At 51.4% G+C, this 17481-nt stretch carries 15 protein-coding genes and 1 pseudogene; 3 read left to right on the top strand and 13 right to left on the bottom strand.

Annotation, left to right across the window (positions count from 1 at the left end; translation table 11 throughout):
• Positions 1 to 16: 16 nt before the first annotated feature.
• From JCM10914_RS14220 to JCM10914_RS14195, 6 genes are all read right to left on the bottom strand, one after another.
• The gene (locus JCM10914_RS14220) at positions 17 to 493 is read right to left on the bottom strand and encodes a VOC family protein (RefSeq protein WP_023962029.1); all 477 of its coding nucleotides are present in this window, start codon (positions 491 to 493) and stop codon (positions 17 to 19) included.
• Between the two features lie 62 nt (positions 494 to 555).
• Positions 556 to 1011, bottom strand: coding sequence for a VOC family protein (locus JCM10914_RS14215; RefSeq protein ID WP_023962027.1), 456 nt, complete (start codon positions 1009 to 1011; stop codon positions 556 to 558).
• A 65-nt stretch (positions 1012 to 1076) separates the two neighbouring features.
• The gene (locus JCM10914_RS14210; protein ID WP_023962025.1) at positions 1077 to 1961 is read right to left on the bottom strand and encodes a carbohydrate ABC transporter permease; all 885 of its coding nucleotides are present in this window, start codon (positions 1959 to 1961) and stop codon (positions 1077 to 1079) included.
• An 18-nt stretch (positions 1962 to 1979) separates the two neighbouring features.
• Positions 1980 to 2828 carry a carbohydrate ABC transporter permease gene (locus JCM10914_RS14205; protein ID WP_023962022.1) on the bottom strand — a complete coding sequence of 283 codons (849 nt, stop codon included), beginning with the start codon at positions 2826 to 2828 and terminating at the stop codon, positions 1980 to 1982.
• 72 nt (positions 2829 to 2900) lie between these two features.
• Positions 2901 to 4229, bottom strand: coding sequence for an ABC transporter substrate-binding protein (locus JCM10914_RS14200; protein WP_023962020.1), 1329 nt, complete (start codon positions 4227 to 4229; stop codon positions 2901 to 2903).
• A 195-nt stretch (positions 4230 to 4424) separates the two neighbouring features.
• A complete protein-coding gene (locus tag JCM10914_RS14195; RefSeq protein WP_052019799.1) occupies positions 4425 to 5468 on the bottom strand; it encodes a LacI family DNA-binding transcriptional regulator in 1044 nt (347 codons plus the stop codon).
• 330 nt (positions 5469 to 5798) lie between these two features.
• Between JCM10914_RS14195 and JCM10914_RS14190 the strand changes: the two genes are divergently transcribed.
• A complete protein-coding gene (locus JCM10914_RS14190) occupies positions 5799 to 6749 on the top strand; it encodes an LCP family protein (RefSeq protein ID WP_023962016.1) in 951 nt (316 codons plus the stop codon).
• Between the two features lie 50 nt (positions 6750 to 6799).
• On the opposite strand, the pseudogene JCM10914_RS14185 reads toward JCM10914_RS14190, so the two are convergent.
• The 3 genes and pseudogenes from JCM10914_RS14185 to JCM10914_RS14175 all read right to left on the bottom strand — a co-directional run bounded on the left by JCM10914_RS14185 (position 6800) and on the right by JCM10914_RS14175 (position 9033).
• Positions 6800 to 7353: pseudogene (locus JCM10914_RS14185) on the bottom strand (manganese efflux pump).
• Positions 7354 to 7472: 119 nt separating this feature from the next.
• Positions 7473 to 8093: a DUF1232 domain-containing protein gene (locus tag JCM10914_RS14180; protein ID WP_023962010.1), complete on the bottom strand. Its 621-nt coding sequence runs from the start codon at positions 8091 to 8093 to the stop codon at positions 7473 to 7475.
• 160 nt (positions 8094 to 8253) lie between these two features.
• The gene (locus JCM10914_RS14175; RefSeq protein ID WP_036718318.1) at positions 8254 to 9033 is read right to left on the bottom strand and encodes a helix-turn-helix domain-containing protein; all 780 of its coding nucleotides are present in this window, start codon (positions 9031 to 9033) and stop codon (positions 8254 to 8256) included.
• Between the two features lie 116 nt (positions 9034 to 9149).
• On the opposite strand from JCM10914_RS14175, the gene pyk reads away from it, so the two are divergent.
• Positions 9150 to 10565 carry a pyruvate kinase gene (pyk, locus tag JCM10914_RS14170; protein ID WP_023962006.1) on the top strand — a complete coding sequence of 472 codons (1416 nt, stop codon included), beginning with the start codon at positions 9150 to 9152 and terminating at the stop codon, positions 10563 to 10565.
• A 56-nt stretch (positions 10566 to 10621) separates the two neighbouring features.
• On the opposite strand, the gene JCM10914_RS14165 is transcribed toward pyk, so the two are convergent.
• Together JCM10914_RS14165 and JCM10914_RS14160 are read right to left on the bottom strand one after the other, a co-directional pair.
• A complete protein-coding gene (locus JCM10914_RS14165) occupies positions 10622 to 12517 on the bottom strand; it encodes a cyclic nucleotide-binding domain-containing protein (protein WP_023962004.1) in 1896 nt (631 codons plus the stop codon).
• Positions 12518 to 12590: 73 nt separating this feature from the next.
• Positions 12591 to 13187: a hypothetical protein gene (locus JCM10914_RS14160; RefSeq protein ID WP_023962002.1), complete on the bottom strand. Its 597-nt coding sequence runs from the start codon at positions 13185 to 13187 to the stop codon at positions 12591 to 12593.
• 297 nt (positions 13188 to 13484) lie between these two features.
• Between JCM10914_RS14160 and JCM10914_RS14155 the strand changes: the two genes are divergently transcribed.
• The gene (locus tag JCM10914_RS14155) at positions 13485 to 13928 is read left to right on the top strand and encodes a hypothetical protein (RefSeq protein WP_023962000.1); all 444 of its coding nucleotides are present in this window, start codon (positions 13485 to 13487) and stop codon (positions 13926 to 13928) included.
• Between the two features lie 64 nt (positions 13929 to 13992).
• On the opposite strand, the gene msrA is transcribed toward JCM10914_RS14155, so the two are convergent.
• Together msrA and JCM10914_RS14145 are read right to left on the bottom strand one after the other, a co-directional pair.
• Positions 13993 to 14973 carry a peptide-methionine (S)-S-oxide reductase MsrA gene (gene msrA, locus JCM10914_RS14150; RefSeq protein ID WP_036718277.1) on the bottom strand — a complete coding sequence of 327 codons (981 nt, stop codon included), beginning with the start codon at positions 14971 to 14973 and terminating at the stop codon, positions 13993 to 13995.
• Between the two features lie 64 nt (positions 14974 to 15037).
• Positions 15038 to 17446 (bottom strand): glycoside hydrolase N-terminal domain-containing protein, encoded by a 2409-nt coding sequence (locus JCM10914_RS14145; protein ID WP_023961996.1) that lies wholly within the window; start codon positions 17444 to 17446, stop codon positions 15038 to 15040.
• Positions 17447 to 17481: the final 35 nt, after the last annotated feature.

Below are 17481 nucleotides of genomic sequence, written 5' to 3'. Positions count from 1 at the left end.
CCAACTGCCAATTCATTCAGTCCTGTTTCGGACCAAGCTCCTGCAGTCCCAGCGTCACGCCGAGTTTATCTTCGGAATCAAAATAGCAGTAACGCCCTGCCCCGTACTCGCCCTTATGATTCAGCGGGTACCCTTTTCCTTCAAGGAAATCGATATGCTGATTGAAACCGTTTACGGTGAACATCACAAAATGCACGCCCTCCCCGCGGGATTGCTTGTATTCATTCCATGGACTCGGCTCATCATACGGCTCCAGCAATTCCAGCACCATCGGTCCCATCTTCAGGACACACATCTTCGTTCGGGTCGGGCGAAGCTCCCCCCGCTGCCAAGTATACGAATCCTCGGTTGACTCCGGTGCAGCATCCGGATCGGGTATGGATATATGCGGCATCTCCATGCCGAATATATCGCAATAGTGCCGCGCTGCCACTTCTATATCATTAACGATAATTCCCATTTTGAGCAAGTGGTTGTTCTCCATATGATTCATGTGGCTTCTCTCCTTCATCGCAGATAACTAGATTTAGATGACGCTGCATCACTCCCCCGAGATTACTTATCGTTCTCCAGCAGCTCGATCAGCACCTTCAATTCGCTGGACGTATCCACGTAAGCGTATCGACCGCCTGTATATTCCCCTTTCTGAATAAGGGGCATACCATGGCCATTCAGGATTTCAAGCTTCTCCTTCATTCCCTCAATAACAAACGCAACGTGGTGAACCCCCTCACCATGCGTATCCAGAAATTCGCGCCACGTCGACGGGAACTCATCCGGCTCGATCAACTCCACCTGCAGTTGGCCGCAGTCGATGAAGGCCAGCTTCGCGCGGGCTTCCGACGGACCTCCATTATATTCGGTCTGCGCGATTTCCCGGGTATCGGTCCAAAACCATGTCGGAGGCTCGATGCCGAAAAATTTGGCATAACTCTCGCCCACCTTCTCGATGTCATTCACGATAATTCCGATTTGTGTAATGACTTTGGTTCCCAGCATACTATGCTCCATATTCTCCAGATCTCCTTCTAAGATAAAGTTTGATGGCTTGGTATATAAATGCGGGGCAGGTTTCATCACTCCTCCGCTTTAAACCCGTTGGATAATTTGAATAAAACTAAAGTGATCAGCAGCGCAATGACGAGCAGGATCCAGGCCATGGCCGAGGCGTAGCCCATCTTGGCATACTGGAAGGCATTTTGATACAGGTACAAGGAATAGAACATCGTGGAGCCGTCTGGACCACCGTTCGTAATGATGAAGGATTCCGCAAAAGACTGCAGCGTCCCGATCATGCCCGTAATAACATTGAATACGATCGCCGGCTTCAGCATCGGAATCGTAATATTGAGCACCTGTCTCCATGTGCCGGCTCCGTCAATCGAAGCCGCTTCATAGAGGGAATCAGAGATGCCCTGGAGTCCGGCCAGGTAAATAATGATCATCTGCCCTGAGCCCCAGAGTGCCATCAGCACAAACGCCGGTTTGGCCCAGAACGGGCTGGAGAACCAGCCGGGTCCCTCGATCCCGAAGAATCCGAGAATCGTGTTGAGCACGCCGTTGTCCGGCTGCAGCACCCAGATCCAGAGAATCGACAGTACGACAAGTGGAACCAGTGTCGGCAGAAAGAACACCACCCGGAAGAAAGCCAACCCCCGAATGCGCCGGTTATTCAGCAGAATCGCGATAAATACCGACCCGACCGTCGTCACCGAGATGCCGACCACGATCATAAACAGCGTGTTGTACAGCACCTTGTAGAACAAGGAGTCCCCCGTAAACAGCTTGACGTAATTGTCCAGGCCCACCCACACCGGCTCATTGATGATGTTGTAATCGGTCAGCGAGTAATATAGCGAACTGAATAGCGGATAGGCCGTAAACAACAGGAACCCGATGATCCAAGGAGAAATGAACAGCAGCCCATTCCTCAGATTTTTACGGTCTGTCTTGGAAGACATGATGTCCCCATCTCCCCTCTACCCTTTAATTCCCGAGAAGGTAATTCCCTGGATGAAATATTTTTGCAGCAGGAAAAAGATCACCAAGACCGGCAGGGTCATGCTCACGCCTACAGCCATCAGCAGCGTCCAGCGCGGATCGTTGACGGACATAATCTGCTGGATACCGAGCGATAGCGTATACAGCTTGTTATCGCTCAGGAAAACCAGCGGACCAATAAAGTCTCCCCAAGCTCCCGTGAAGGCGAAGATCGCCACCGTGATAATGACGGGCAGCGATAACGGCAGCGTTAACTGCCAGTAGATCCGGAATTCCGATGCACCGTCCACCTTCGCTGATTGGGACAGCTCCTTCGGAATGCCCATAAAGAATTGCCGCAGCAAAAAGATAAAGTACGCGTTACCGAGGAAGGCAGGAACCACCAGCGGCTTGAACGTCCCGATCCAGCCAAACTTCTGGAACAGTACAAACAGCGGGATCATCGTCACCTGGAACGGCAGCATCATCGTCATAAGCACCACGATGAACAGCGCATCGCGGCCCTTCCATTCAATGCGGGAGAAGCCGTAGGCAACCAGCGTATTGGCTAATACTCCGCCAAGGATCGCCATCGCGCAGATGTAGAGCGTGTTCTTGAAGTACAGCCAGAACGGGAATTGCTGAAAGGCAGTTGCATAGTTGGACCATACCGGCTCGGACGGGATCCAAACCGGCGGGTCCGCGAAGAGCTCCGTATTGCTCTTCAGCGACCCGGATATCAGCCACAGAAATGGGATGATATAAGCAAGCGCAACCAAGATCAGAATGATATAGATGACATAGGTTTCAAGAGACTGTCCTTTGTATTTGGTGCCGATCGGAACCACCTCACACTTCTTCTAACCGGAATGTCCGGCTGACATGTGCCTACGACTTCATAACGACCGGATCAAGCCGCCTTACTTCTTCTTATCCACTTCTTCCTGCAGCTTCTTCTGGGCAGCCTGGAGCAATGGCTGCGGATCGTTGTCGTTGTAAATCACACTGTCACGCAGCAGCGTAAGCTCATTGGACATCTCCTTGGCAACCGCGGTCAGCGCCGGATGACCGGAGTCCGGGGAGCTTGCGATTTCACGCACGATTTTATATATTTCATCGCCCTCTTTATCCCACTTGATCGCGTCATTCGGCTCTTTGTAGATCGAGAGCGAACGCCACTGGTTGATGTTGTCGGCCATGATTTCCGGTTTCACCCCGAACAGAATGAATTTCATAGCCGCTTCGGGATTCTTCGCGCCTTTGGGAATCATAAAGATATTCGTGCCGAAGTTGGACGAATTCTTCCGCCCTCCCTCCGGTGCCGGAATAGCAGCAACTCGATAATTCACATTCGGAGCGTATTGTTTCAACGCGTTGCTGAACCAGTTGCCGTTGATGGTCATCGCAACCTTGCCCGAGAAGAACGGGTGATCCGGGGAGAAGGCCCCGCCAAAACCGGAAGAGAACGATTTGATTTTCTCGGGATTGTATTTCTTCGCATACGTATTCAACCAGTTGTACATCTCCACCAGGTGCGGGTCGTCCAGCTTAACCTGTTTGGAAGCGGTATCATAATAATCTGCACCGAAAATATAACCCCACATGTATGACTCGTCCCCAGCATCCAGCCAAGGAATAAAGCCCAGCCGATCGATTTTATCACCGTTCAGCTTGGTTAATTGCTCGGCCGCAGCATCCAGTTCCGCAATTGTTTGTGGTGGATGATCGGGATCAAGACCCGCTTCCTTGAACAGCTCCACGTTGTAGTACAGCAGATTCACGTTGGAATCCTGGGGGAACAGATACGTCGTGCCATCCACCTTCATCAGATCGCGATAGGCATCCAGAATTTCATCCTCTTTAAAATCAGTAGTAGCAAGCAGGTCATCGATCGACATCAATGCCCCTTGGGCAGCCAGCGCGTATGCGCTTGCATATTCATTCGTTATGACCACATCCGGCGGATTGCCCCCGGAAATGGCGGCCAGCAGCTTACCGTTCGAGATACCGCCATCCGGCGGAACATATGTGGCGTTAAACTCGATGTCCGGATATTCTTTCGTGAATTCGTCCATCCGCCACTGATCCCATTTCTCCGAATCGCCGCCCCATGGGTACCAATACGTTAATTTACCTCCATTCGATGGATTCCCGCCTGCATTCTGCTCTTCAGAAGCACCTGTGCAAGCAGTAAAAACGAGACTGAAGCATAAGACGGTCAACAGCAAGACCCATCCCCTGTTCTTCATTGGCCAATCCCTCTTTTCATTTAGGATAAGTTTCTCGTCTCCCTATATCTCTATTGGTTGCGAATTACGCTGCCCTCCTTTTTGTGAACACGTGTTTATTTTGAATCAGAAAGCAGCTTACCTCTGTAAGCGGCCTCCTGGATCAAATAGGAATCGATGGTTTTCCGGCAAATACACGATCATAACAGCATTGCATCACAGCAACGGCTGACAGGAATCTCGGATCACAAGTGCGGTTGTTCCCACATAGCGTTTGAAATCCGCTGAACTGATCTCGATGGTTTCAATCAATCTGTCGGTCAACGTATCCATCATGTCGGAGAAATTCACGTGAATGGAGGTCAGCGCAGGATGAATCCGTGCACTTAACAAATGATCGTCAAAGCCCATCAACGAAATATCGCCGGGCACGCGGATGTCTGCCTCATGCAATGCGCGCAGCGCTCCGAAAGCCACACTGTCATTGCAGGCAAAAATGGCCGTGGGTAAATCCTTGGTCGTATTAAGCCAATGCTGTACAGATTGATAGCCGCTTCGCTCCGAGAAGTTCGACGGAATGATCCAATCCGAACGGACTTGCAGGCCATGGGCCTCCATTGCCTGCCTAAAGCCTTCCAGCTTCTCTGGACCGGACCAGCGCAGCGGGTCTCCGGCAATATGCGCGATCTGGCGGTGCCCCAGACTGTAGAGATAGTCTACGCCTTGCCGCATACCCTCCATGTTGTTGAAATTGCTGATCACCCGGTTAGGCTCCCTGCGCCCCTCCAAATGCTGATCGACCACACCAACCACAAAGCCGTCCGCAATCAGCTCCTCGATGAAAGGCTCGTGATTCGCTGCACCGATAAAGATACCGCCGTCGATCCGCTGCTGGTAGAACGTATTCTTCACATTTCGCATAATGTCGTCGTCTTTCGTATTGCGGATAATGTAGGTTAACACGTAATACCCTCTCTTGGATGCGCTCTCAATTACGCGGGTAATGAGTGCGTTAGTAAGCGAATCGTTAAACACTTCCTCACGCGAAACCATAAACAAACCGATTGTCGACGTTCGCTTCCCCGACATAATACGGGCAGAGAAGTTCGGTGCATAGTTATACTGCTCGATCACCTGCATGACCTTCTCCCGCGTAGCCTGGGGAACATTCGGGTAGTTGTTGATGACCCTGCTTACTGTGCTGCGAGAAACGCCGGCCATCCTGGCGATCTCCGTGCTGTTAATTTCAGACTTTCTCAATCGGGCTCCACCTCATTAACACGTGTTCAATAACGAGCGTGTATGTAATAAACGCTGTATCATCCATAGCAGTTTGTAAACAAGGTTCTGTAAGCATATATCAGTGATAACTGTACCATGTTACCTCACCGAATCGTGAACACGTGTTTACAATTACAATGTAATCGCTTCAAGATATTTTGTCAACACAAATATCCGAACGGCCATCATGCCAAATCACCGCGATTCCTTACGACTTCACCGTCTCTATCAGAAAAAATGATTTTTCCTCGGTATTTTGCTAGAATGGGCAAATGGGCAAAAGCAGACAGAAAGGATGTTAAACAAATTATGAAAAGAAAATGGTTAAAGTATACCATGCTCTTATTATCTATTGGAATCTTGGGGATCGTCTCCTACTATACCTACTCTATCATACAATTCTCAAATCATATTTCCACGGCTACGAAGCCTGAACCAACGAACACCGATACGGATCAGAATGAAGTGATCGAAATTCCAAAGTGGGAGGGTAAAGAGCGGGTTAATATTCTCCTGATCGGAGGAGATTCCCGGGGAGACGACGCCGGAAGATCCGACACGGTGATGGTCGCTTCCATCGATCCTGTCTCCAAGAAAGTTCATTTATTCTCGCTCTTGCGAGATACTTACGTGGATATTCCCGGCCATGGTAAAGGAAGGCTGAACTCGGCATTCGCTTATGGCGGAATCGAATTAACGAGGCAGACCATCAGCGATTTGCTGGATTTGCCCATACATAAATATGTTTATACGGATTTCGTCGGATTCATAGCGCTCGTCGATTCATTAGGCGGCGTCGACATCGATGTGGAGAAAGATATGTACTATACAAGCAAAGCTGACAAACACATGTACGACATCGATTTAAAGCAAGGACTGCAGCATTTGGACGGTAAAATGGCACTCCAATACGTAAGATTCCGGAACGATGCGAAATCTGATTTTGGACGTACGGAACGACAACGGATTCTGATCACCCAAATCGCGAAGAAAATGCAGACCACCGGCTCTCTTATCAAGCTTCCCGGCATCCTGGATGCGATCGCTCCTTACATCGAAACCGATCTGAGCCCGAAAGAGATGCTGAAGCTCATGGCGCTTGGTTTTGACGTGAATCTGGACAAAATCGACGAGCAGCAGCTTCCTCCGTTCTCACTGTTGTCCAACGAGAAGGTCGGACGCGCACAGGTGCTGGGCGTCGATAAACATAAACTGCAAGCGTATGTGAAGCAGTTATTCGAAAATGACACGCTACAATAAACTGCAAGTAAAGGGAGGGCATATGCCCTCCCTTTTTCTGCTTGAATTGGCTAGAAAAATATCGAAACTCCGACAGCAACCAGCAGCACCCCGCTGATGACGGTTCCGAACTGGCCAAGAGAATAGGAACCAATGCGAATTTCTTTGAGGCGCATTCCCAGAGCGGCCCCTCCCCATACACAGATAAAGCTTCCCGCAGCAGCAAGCAGTGATATGCCTAACGGTGGGAATCCGAGAAGTCCAGCGCCAACACCGTTAGTTAACGCATTGGCGGATAACGCAATCCCGAGCATAATGCTTCACCGAAGCCGATCTTGGAAATGACAGTGGGATCATTCGCGCTTTTGGCCAACAATACAATGCGCAGACCGATCAGGAACAAGAAGATAGCCCCTAATACAGCCGGCAATACCCCAGGAAGAACCGAGGATAACCACAATCCAAAATAGATCCCAGCCATGCTGAAAATAAAGCCGATCAACGCAATCCCCAAATTGGCCATGACAGGAATCCGGATATTCCGAATTCCGTAGGCAAGCCCAGCCCCCAAGTTATCGATGCTGGAGGACAACGTAAGCAGGGCAATGATAATCCATACTGTCATATTTCGACCACACTCCCATAATTGTTATGATTCCCTGTATCTTATGAGAGGTGTTGCAGAAATGTGCAACAATCTAAATAAAATGATGTTATTTGTTGCATGGGCAAGCCACGGTTCCACTATTCCATCGCATTGACTTGGTCCAGGGCCAGCTGAATGGCCAAGGCATCGTCGATGAATCCAAGCGGAAATAAATTGTCAGGGATAATGTCCTTCTCTAGAATAAAATAAAGCAGCGCACTACCGATGATGGAGGAGGCCCCGGGCGACAGGGAGCGGTTGAGGTATTGATCATGCATCTGCTCGATTTTCTCGATGAACGGTCCTTGACCATTGATCCTCTGCAGCTTGGCCTTCAGCTCCGTTTGAATGATCCTCTCGCCCTCCGGCGTCTTGGCAAACTCCCTGTATTCGACCAGTGTGCTTTCGATTTTCTCGGTCGTGGCCACCCAATTGATGGTCGTTGACGACAGCAGCACTCGGACCATCTTCTCAATCGACTTATAAAATTGGTTAAGCTCATCTTGACCGTACCCTGCAGCAACAAACAAGGTGATGGGATCTAGCTCCAAGTGGTAGGCGATTTGATCCAGAAGCTGCTCTTTTGGTTTCGTTTTTCCGTTAATGATACGAGATATAGTCGCAGGATCTACTTGGGTCAAGGAAGCCAGCTTGCGCATCGATATCCCACATTCTTGCAGACGGCGCGTCAGGATGATTCCAAGCGTGTTATCTTCCATTTAAACGCTCTCCTTCGGTTTTTATCTATATGTATGCAAGCCCTCCCTTGTCCCACGTACAAAGGAAGGAAATAAGCTTGGAAAAGTGATCTGCACCTGCATCCGATATCGGTCCGAATACAATTGAAGCCGAATAGTCACGCGCGAGGGACTTGCTCGACTAAATCATCCGCGGTCGTTCCTGTAATAAATCCGAAGGCACGCTCCCGATCTCACGCTTATAAATTCTATAAAAGTACGAGAGGTCCTGATAACCGAGATATTCTGCAATCTCCTGTACGGTCAGCTGCGATTCCGTTAACAGATACGTTGCCCGTTTCATGCGCTGTGCGTGCAGATACTGGCTGATCGTCTGCCCCGTGACATGCTTGAACAGCAAGGCCGCATAGTTGGGTGATTTGGCGATCTCCTCACCCAGCTCGACCTTTGTTACTTTCTCTTGGTAATGTCGCTCGATGTATCGCTTCATCCGCTCAACATGTCGGTGCGTTTCTGGTGGAATCACGCCTCTGTCGAACTCGCGACTGAGATAAATGAGCACCTCGATCAATAATGCACCGATCATAGTGGCATAATAAGCCGGACGTTCCTTCCACTGTTGGAAGATCGCCTTCATTCGCTCATGAATTAACTCGTAGGAGCCAGGCTTTAATCTTAGTGCCTCTCCTCGTTCGAGTACCGATAAGCCCATTGTCTTATCTTCCGTCCATAACACCATCATTTGCGTGTGGGTTATGGTCGGTATGTTCTTGCCGTAATACGGCACTCCTGCCGGGATCAGCAGCACCTCGCCCTTCTCTATAATCTGTTTCTCTCCTTTCACCCAATAGACGCATGTACCGTATGTTACAAGACTCAAGCGCCAGACATCCTGCTCCAGCACGGATTCCTCGTACCAATCAATCCCGCTCACTCGCTGTACTTCCAAAGGTATCATGATCCGCCGCCTCCTTGGCAATACTATATTTCAATCATTGTACTATAGTTCATATGATGATTCGACAAGTCAAGCTACAATATGATATTAGAGATGTCGAAATTACAGGAGGAACTACCATGTTAAAGACAAAAATCATATGCACCATGGGACCTGCGTGCGATTCTATTGATCTATTAAAGAGCATGATTCAGGAAGGTATGACGGTTGCCCGTTTGAATATGGCGCACGGGGAGCTGGAAGATCACGTAACTCGTATCCGGAATATCCGTCAAGCGGCGGCTGAATTAAATACGTATGTACCCATCATGATGGACATAAAGGGCCCTGAAGTACGAATCGGCAAGCTGAGGGATGCTTCCTGCGAACTGGTGCAAGGTCAGGAATTGATTCTGACCACGGAGGAAATTTTGGGTGACGCCAAGCGCATCTCCGTCAATTATGCGGAGTTGAATCAAGTCGTTAAACCGGGGGATCGAATATTGATCGACGACGGACTCGTGGATCTGAACGTTCTGCATGTCGACGGCCAGGATATTCATTGCAAAATCCTAAGCGGCGGCATACTCAAACCGCGCAAAGGCGTAAATCTGCCGGGAATCAGAACCACCCTGCCGGGCGTCACCGAACGTGACATCATGCATATCGGCTTCGGCCTGGAGAACGACGTCGAGATGATCGCCGCCTCCTTCGTGCGCAGCGGTGATAACATTCGTGAGATCCGCAGCATTCTGAAAGAACGCGGTGCGGAGCATGTACAGATTATCTCGAAGATCGAGAATGAAGAAGGCATGCATAATCTGGATGACATTATTGAAGCCTCCGACGGAATCATGGTCGCCCGTGGAGACCTTGGCGTCGAAGTCCCTATTGAAGAAGTACCGATGATGCAAAAAGAGATGATCGATAAATGCAATCTGGCCGGCAAACCGGTTATCGTAGCAACACATATGCTGGAATCGATGCAGGTTAATCCCCGCCCGACCCGTTCGGAAGTAAGCGACGTGGCGAATGCCGTCATTCAGGGAGCCGACGTTGTCATGCTCTCCGGAGAATCCGCGGCTGGCAAGTATCCCGTTGAATCCGTACGGACGATGGCGGCAGTTGCCCGTCGTGCCGAGACTATGATTGATTACAAAGACCAATTCGCTTTCAAGTCGAGACAACAGGTGGCCGATATTACGGAGGTCATCAGTCAGGGCGCCGTCAGCTCTTCGCTTGTCTTGAATGCCAAAGCCATCATTACGGCGACGGAGAGCGGGTTTACGGCACGAATGATATCCAAATACCGTCCGAAGGCGCCGATCATTGCCGTTACGCAGCATAAAGAGGTGCTAGCGAAGATCTGTTTGCTCTCCGGCGTCGTCCCGGTTAAAGGAGACAAGGTGACAACCACGGATGAAATGTTCGAGTCCGCGACCCGCAATGCGATCAAGACTGGTTATATCGAGCAAGGAGACATTATCGTCTTATCCGCCGGCGTGCCAATCGGTCAATCCGGCAACACGAATCTGATCAAGGTTCAGCAAGTGTAATATCGGAACGTGAAGTTATGGAAAAAGGGTTAGGCATATGCCTAACCCTTTTGTATTTACAGCTGCAAAGCCTGACCGCAGCGGCCGCAGTACCTGGTCCCTGCAGGCGACACCGTGCCGCAAGCCTGGCAGGTCAGCGACTGAACTGTGCCTGGCTTCTTGGCATCCTTTATTGAAGAACGGGTGCCCACGGCATGCCGAATCCGTTCTTCCACCTGCTGGGCCGGGTTGACGGCCCTATGCATCATCTTCTCCTCCTGCGTACCCTGCCGGATTAGAAGATAGAGCAGCGCAATGCCAATGCCTCCAACGAGCACCATTCCCGTCATCTTCCATAAGCCGGAAGGATACGGATAATCCCATGCCGCATGCAGCAGGATACTGAGGAGCAGCAAACCTGTCATTACCAGCATCGAATTCACCGCTCGTTTGGTACGTGAGGATCGCTTGAAAGACCCGCTTCGCAAGCCGTACCACAACCCGGCAGCCGCGATTGCCGTCCACGTGCCATGTCCGAACGGGGACAGTACGGCCCTGACCCATAATACAGCCAGCATGCCGGAGGTCGCTTGCTGCTGCAGGTACATAAAGCCATACAGCATGCTCTCGATCGCCGCAAAGCCCATGCCTGCTGCGGCTCCGAATACGACCGCATCCATCAGGAACCGCTGTTTGCGTCCACGAAGGAACAGAAAGCATACCATCAGCTTCACGATCTCTTCGATGACCCCGATCATGAGCGCGGCTTGAATATGCTCCGTAGTCGTCGTCTCCAGTCCACTGCCAATCGACCATAAACGTTCCAGTATCCAGGCAATCGGCACCGCAATGATACCAGAGGCAACGAACACGGTGACAAGTCTGATCGGCTTAAAACCAAGCAATTGGGAGCTTCGCAAATAAGCGACGAACGACACCGGTCCGACCAAGCCGCCGGAGATCAAGGCTGCATAAATCCATAGAGGCTGCTTCAGCCAGATGGCCAGCACCGTGAATACAACGAAGATACCGCCAAGTGCCAGCAAAATATCTATCCAGCGGTCTTTCTTCGGCGGTGCCAGGCTGACGGTCTCTACCGTAGCCGCCGCTTCTACCGGAACGTTCGGGATTTCAACATCCGTTGCGGTGTGGTGCAGCTTCGCCATGACCTCATCCTTCAACAGGTCGGGTCTGCGAATGCGGAGCACCTCATGGAATTGCCGTCTGACCGGTTCGTATTGCTGCAAGACAAAATGAAACTCATCCCGTCCCATCACCATCAGCTCGCCGTTCTCAAGCGCGGTCACCGTTCCCGTATGAGCTTCACCGCTCAGCAAGTCCATCTCCCCGAAATAATCGCCAGGCTTATAAATCGCTTTCTTCCGCCGACCGCTGCGTACCTCAAACCGACCTTCAGCGATCATATAGAAACGGTCTGCCATGGTGCCTTCGGCTACGATGACGTCCCCTTTATACACTTTGCGCCTGACGGTTACTTCCGCCAGCCCGCGCAGTTCTGCATTCGGAATCGCAGCCCAGATCGTCGCTTTGCTTAACATCGCATGCATCGTGCGAATCCGGGCCGAGAAAGATAAGCTCTCGTGAAACATCGGGCTTGCGGCGGCTAACCGACTGAACGCGTTCTGCTCCAATCGAAGCGCCTTCACCTCACCGATGGCCTGCGCGCCGGAAGTCCTTTTTTCCTCAAGAAACAAAGACACCTCGCCGATCAAAGCGCCTTCGCCGAGAACATCCAAGGTGATCGTATGGCCGATCAGATTACGGGATACGATCTGCACCTGTCCGCTCATGATGAAATAACAGGAATTGCCGTAGCTTCCCTCGACAATCAGATGATCCCCATCGCGAAAGTGCTCCTCATGCATGGATTGAACAGCACCTTCCAGCTCATGCAGTGGCACCCCGCGAAACAGCGTATGATTACGCATAAAATCAATTGCCATCATCGTCATCTACATTCTCTCCATAGACGAAAAGAATCCGCCATTCGGCAGATTCCTCTCTATTCATTATGTAACGACTCTATTATCGCATATTTCCGATGATGCTGCTGCGTGATTCTTCCATTTTCTTAATAAAATTGCTCATCACATCAAAAGCCTCGTTACGTTTGTTGGTCATGGACTGCAATCGGAGCATCTCCATCTGCTGCGAATTGGATAAACTATCAATATCTCCTTTAATCTTTTGTGTCGCTTGGTTAAGTTCGTCAGCTGTGTAGTCCTTCTTGCTAGCGTCTGCAACGCCTGCTGCTGCCAACTTCCCGGCGAGTTCATCCGAGATCACATATTTTCCGTCTACTGCTTCGCTGCTAAGCGCACCGTTAATCCCTGCCATGACCTCATTATTCTTAGCAATTTCCTCATTGCGCTTCTGCACGGCTTGAATCTGGTCATTCAGCTGAGCATCCAGCATCTGCGTGCGCTGCTGCTGAACAGCCATCAATGCGGACTCAATGTCCAAGCTGGACAGATCGATTTGACCCAATGAATTATTCGTTGCGCTTCCGCCAACAGCCTGTTTCACCGACTGATAAGCCTGGTCATTCATCATGATGCCTGTGCCTGCAACTACACCGACCAATAATGACGCGGCTGTAGTAAGGATAAATTTACGATTCATTAATCACTGACCCCCATCGTTCTATTTCTTTATGCCTAGTACGAAAATCATAGCAAATGCATTCGTTGCCAACAATCCAAAATCTACTAAATTATGATAATCAGTAGTAATTTTCGGGTGGAAATTTGAATTGTCGACAAAAAAAGATGGCCTCTATGATGATATCGGTTGTTTTTGTCTATGACATCACCCTATAAGGGATAAAGAAATCAAATGATTTCTTTATCCCCTGTAAAACCATCTTCCTCCCTCAATCGTTAATTCAACAAAACAAAAGCAACTTAGAAGGTGGTAAAGATGTCCAAACTTCAAAAACTTAGCGGCATTGTCATTCTGGCAGCCCTTATGATTGCAGCCATGATCTATTACAACAGCGAACCAGGCAGCCGACAGGCTGGACCTGCCGCGATCCACGACCGCCTGACTGAAGACATTCAGCAAATCCTGCCGCTATATTCGGTCCCTAACACCTATCTGTCCTATGATCAAGATTTAAACCCTGTGATCAAGAAAGATCTTACCATCCTTATTCAACAGCGAGGCGTTACCAAGAACGACGATCCTGATCTCGCAGGCAGAGCTGCCGAAGACGCCATCTTCGAAGCGAATCGGGAGAAGGTCAAGGATTTGCCGGTGACTTATCTGGACGATGAGCTTCCTATGCCGATTCCGGGACTCACCGCGATGTACGGTTCAGACGGGGAATTGATTCGATACTGGTATGAGGATGCGGATAAATAAACAGCAGAGGAAATAGCCCTTTCCGCTGTTCATGGAAGCGAAAAGGGCTACTGCTCGTGCGAATCTATTCGAAGTGTGGCAGATACGATTGATAGCCGGCTTGCACTAATTCTTCCTTCGGCACAAAGCGCAGCGACGCCGAATTCACCTGATAATGCAGTCCGCCCGGCTGCGGACCGTTATGATACAAGTGGCCCAGATACGCATCCGATAACCTGCCATAAAGCGCCGTGCGTACTTTCCCACCGCGAAGATCCGCTTTTTTGCGAATAAACCCTTCATGGAGAGGTCTACTGAAAGCCGGCAGTCCCGTTCCCGCACCATATTGATCGGCAGAGCTAAACAAGGGATCGCCCGTAATGACATCGACGTAAATACCTTGCTTGGCGTTATTCCAATAAGGATTGTTATATGCCGGCTCATCCGTCTCCTCTTGGGTTACCGCATATTGAAGGGCCGAGAGGCGCTTTCTCAGCGCCGTCTTGTCCTGCGACTGCTTCCAGTGCCGTTCTGCGAACGAGCCTCGACCGGAAGCTTCATAATATCGATTATAGTCATATCGATGGGTATTATAATATTGCTGGTGCACATCCTCCGCCGGGTAGAATGCGCCAGCCGGCAGAATCGGCGTGACGACTTTACCCTTAAAGCGTCCGCTCAGACTCAGGGCATGCCTGGAGGCTTCTGCCTGTTCTCGCTGCTCCCCATCATGTACGAATATGGCTGCTCTGTACGAGCCCCCGCGGTCCATGAACTGGCCTCCCGCATCCATTGGATCAATCAAGCGCCAGTACACATCCAGCAGCCGCGAGTAAGGAAACAACGCGGGGTCGAACGTAACCTGTACCGCTTCATAATGGCCCGTGGTCTCCATGCCGACTTCCTCATAAGTCGGATTCTCCGTGTGGCCGCCCGTATATCCCAGCACCACGGAAAGGATACCCGGAAGCCCGTCAAACGGCTTGACCATACACCAGAAGCAGCCGCCCGCAAATGTTGCAACCTGTGCCTTGCCGTCTGATGGACTCAAGGTCCTCCCCTCCATTCACTACTTATTTCAATCGATTAGCCCACATTATAACATAGCTGCCGGCCCTCATAGAGAGGCGTTATCGCAACTTCCGCAAGCTGCAGCGCGCATCTTGCTGCATGAAGAACGTGTAGGTATGCCCCGCTTGGGATTTACTCGCGTTGTGGTCGCTGATACCTTGCATGTCTTGCTCTGCAGGCACAAGCGTGGATCGTGACCAGATTCTGCATTGGCCAGCCCTCGTAGCCCGAATCGTCACTTCGCTCAGTTCGCCTGTTTCCCAACACATATCGACCACGAAACCGCCACGGGCACGCAGCCCTTTCGCTGTGCCGCTGTCCCATTGCCGGGGCAGCGCCGGGAGCAATCGGATTTCGCCTGAATGCGATTGCAGCAGCATCTCGCTACGCCAGCGGTCCCGCCAAAATTGCCCGTCGATCTGAAACGGCGGATGGCAATCGAGCAGATTCGGATAGGTAGAAGAAGCCAACAGGTTTACCAGATGCTCATGTGCTTCGGCACTTCGCTGCAACCGGGCGTAATAATTAATGATCCATGCCCGGCTCCAGCCGGTGTGGCCGCCGCCATGCCCAAGCCGTCGCGCAATCGTCCGATAAGCTGCCGCGGCCAGCTCCGGCGTATGCACAGGATCGACCTGCTCTCCGGGATACAAGGCGAACAACTGCGAGATATGCCGGTGCCCAGGGTCGGCTTCCTCGTAGTCTGCCAACCACTCCATAATCCCTCCATGCCTTCCGATGCGCGGCGTCGGAAGCTCCTGTATCGCCGTACGAAGTTCGTCAAGGAAGCTTTCTTCATCTCCCAGAAGCTGACCTGCCGTTAAGCAAGCCCCGAATAAAGCCATCGCGATCTGAGCGTCCATCGCCGGCCCCATGCACAGGCTTCCAACTTCCCCGTTCGGCAGTACGAATCGGTTCTCCGGCGATACCGATGGCCCCGTTATCCGTCTTCCCTCTTCATCTATCGTCATATAATCGAGCAGAAATGCCGCCGCTTCCTTCATAACGGGATATGCGCGTTCACGCAAGAACGCCACATCTCCGCCAAACCGGTAATGCTCCCACAGATGGAGACACAGCCATGCAGCCCCCATCGGCCATACAGTGCATGTGATCAATATGCCTTCGGGCCTCGTCTCTCCCCATAGATTGGTATTGTGATGTGCCGTGAAGCCTCGGCATTGGTACATCTCCCGTGCCGTGTCCCGGCCATTAGGAAGCATACGGTGGATCAGATCGAACAGCGGCTCATGGCATTCCGCCAGGCCGAGCGGCTCCGCTGGCCAGTAGTTCATCTGAACGTTCACGTTAATCGTGTACTTCGATTCCCACGGCGGGGTATAGCTATCGTTCCATATACCCTGCAAATTTGCTGCAAGCGACCCCGGTCTGGAGCAAGAAATCAGCAGGTAGCGACCATACTGCACGTATAAGGCAATCAAACCCGGATCGATCGCCTCCGCCTCAACGCCCATGGTCTTCACCCTCTCCTGTAACTGCTTCAAGCGCTGATCCGTCGGCAGAGATGATAAGTCAGGGTCGCCGCTACTTCCAAGCGATAGCGAGAATCGATCAAACTTCTCCCGGTACTCCTGCAGATGGCGGCTCTTGAGCTGCTCGTACGTCATCCCTGCCGCATGATCCAGTTGTTCCATACACGCCTGCCCCGGCTGCCGGGCGCGAAATGTGGTCTGGGCGGACAACAACAAAGTTACGGAGTCTGCCCCATCAACCGATATGAAATCACCAATAGTGCGCACCTTTCCGCCCTCGGCTGCTGCCCGCAGCCCGGCACAGAAGCTGACGCCGTCCGCACCGCATTCTCCCTTCATGAGCAAGGTGTCATGACCGAGCGATTCCGTTCCGTTATCGAACGGACGCCGCATCAGGTTCGCTGCGAACGTCAACGCACCAGGCCGATCGGCCGAAAGTCGGATCACCAGCACACCATCTGGCGCACTAACGAAATACTGCCGGCCATATTGAACTCCTCGAGCAGCATAAGTCACGGTAACCATGGAGCGTTCCAGATCCAGTTCCCGCCGATAATCCTCTACCGTTTCTTCCGCATCCAAGAACTTGAGCAGCAGATCACCCAGCGGCTGATACGGCTGCTCGTACTTCGGGGAAGAGGTCAGCGCCATCCGGGCCAAGTGCTCTGCTTCGGCCTGCCGCCCCTCCTGCAGCATCTGGCGGATGTCGTCGATGTACGGGGCAGCATTCGGGTTCTTGCCTCGACCCGCTCCCCCATACCAGAGAGTATCCTCGTTGAGCTGAATCCGTTCAAGCGAAGTCTTGCCGTAGACCATCCCGCCCAGTCGCCCATTTCCAATGGGCAGCGCCTCGTTCCACTCTGCCGCGGGGGAGGTGTACCATAAGCGCAGGCCTTGGTCTGCGCGGTCTTGATCATGCATGCCTCCTCCGACTTGCTGCTTCTCCGTTCTCTCTGCTGCTGTCTTCCTCTCCATGTCCAACACACTCCTTCTGCATTAGAAAAGGGGAT

Source organism: Paenibacillus sp. JCM 10914, from assembly GCF_001315105.1.
Lineage (GTDB): Bacteria > Bacillota > Bacilli > Paenibacillales > Paenibacillaceae > Paenibacillus_AQ.
The sequence above is the reverse complement of the archived record's forward strand: the minus strand, read 5'-3'. Positions and strand labels throughout refer to the sequence as shown.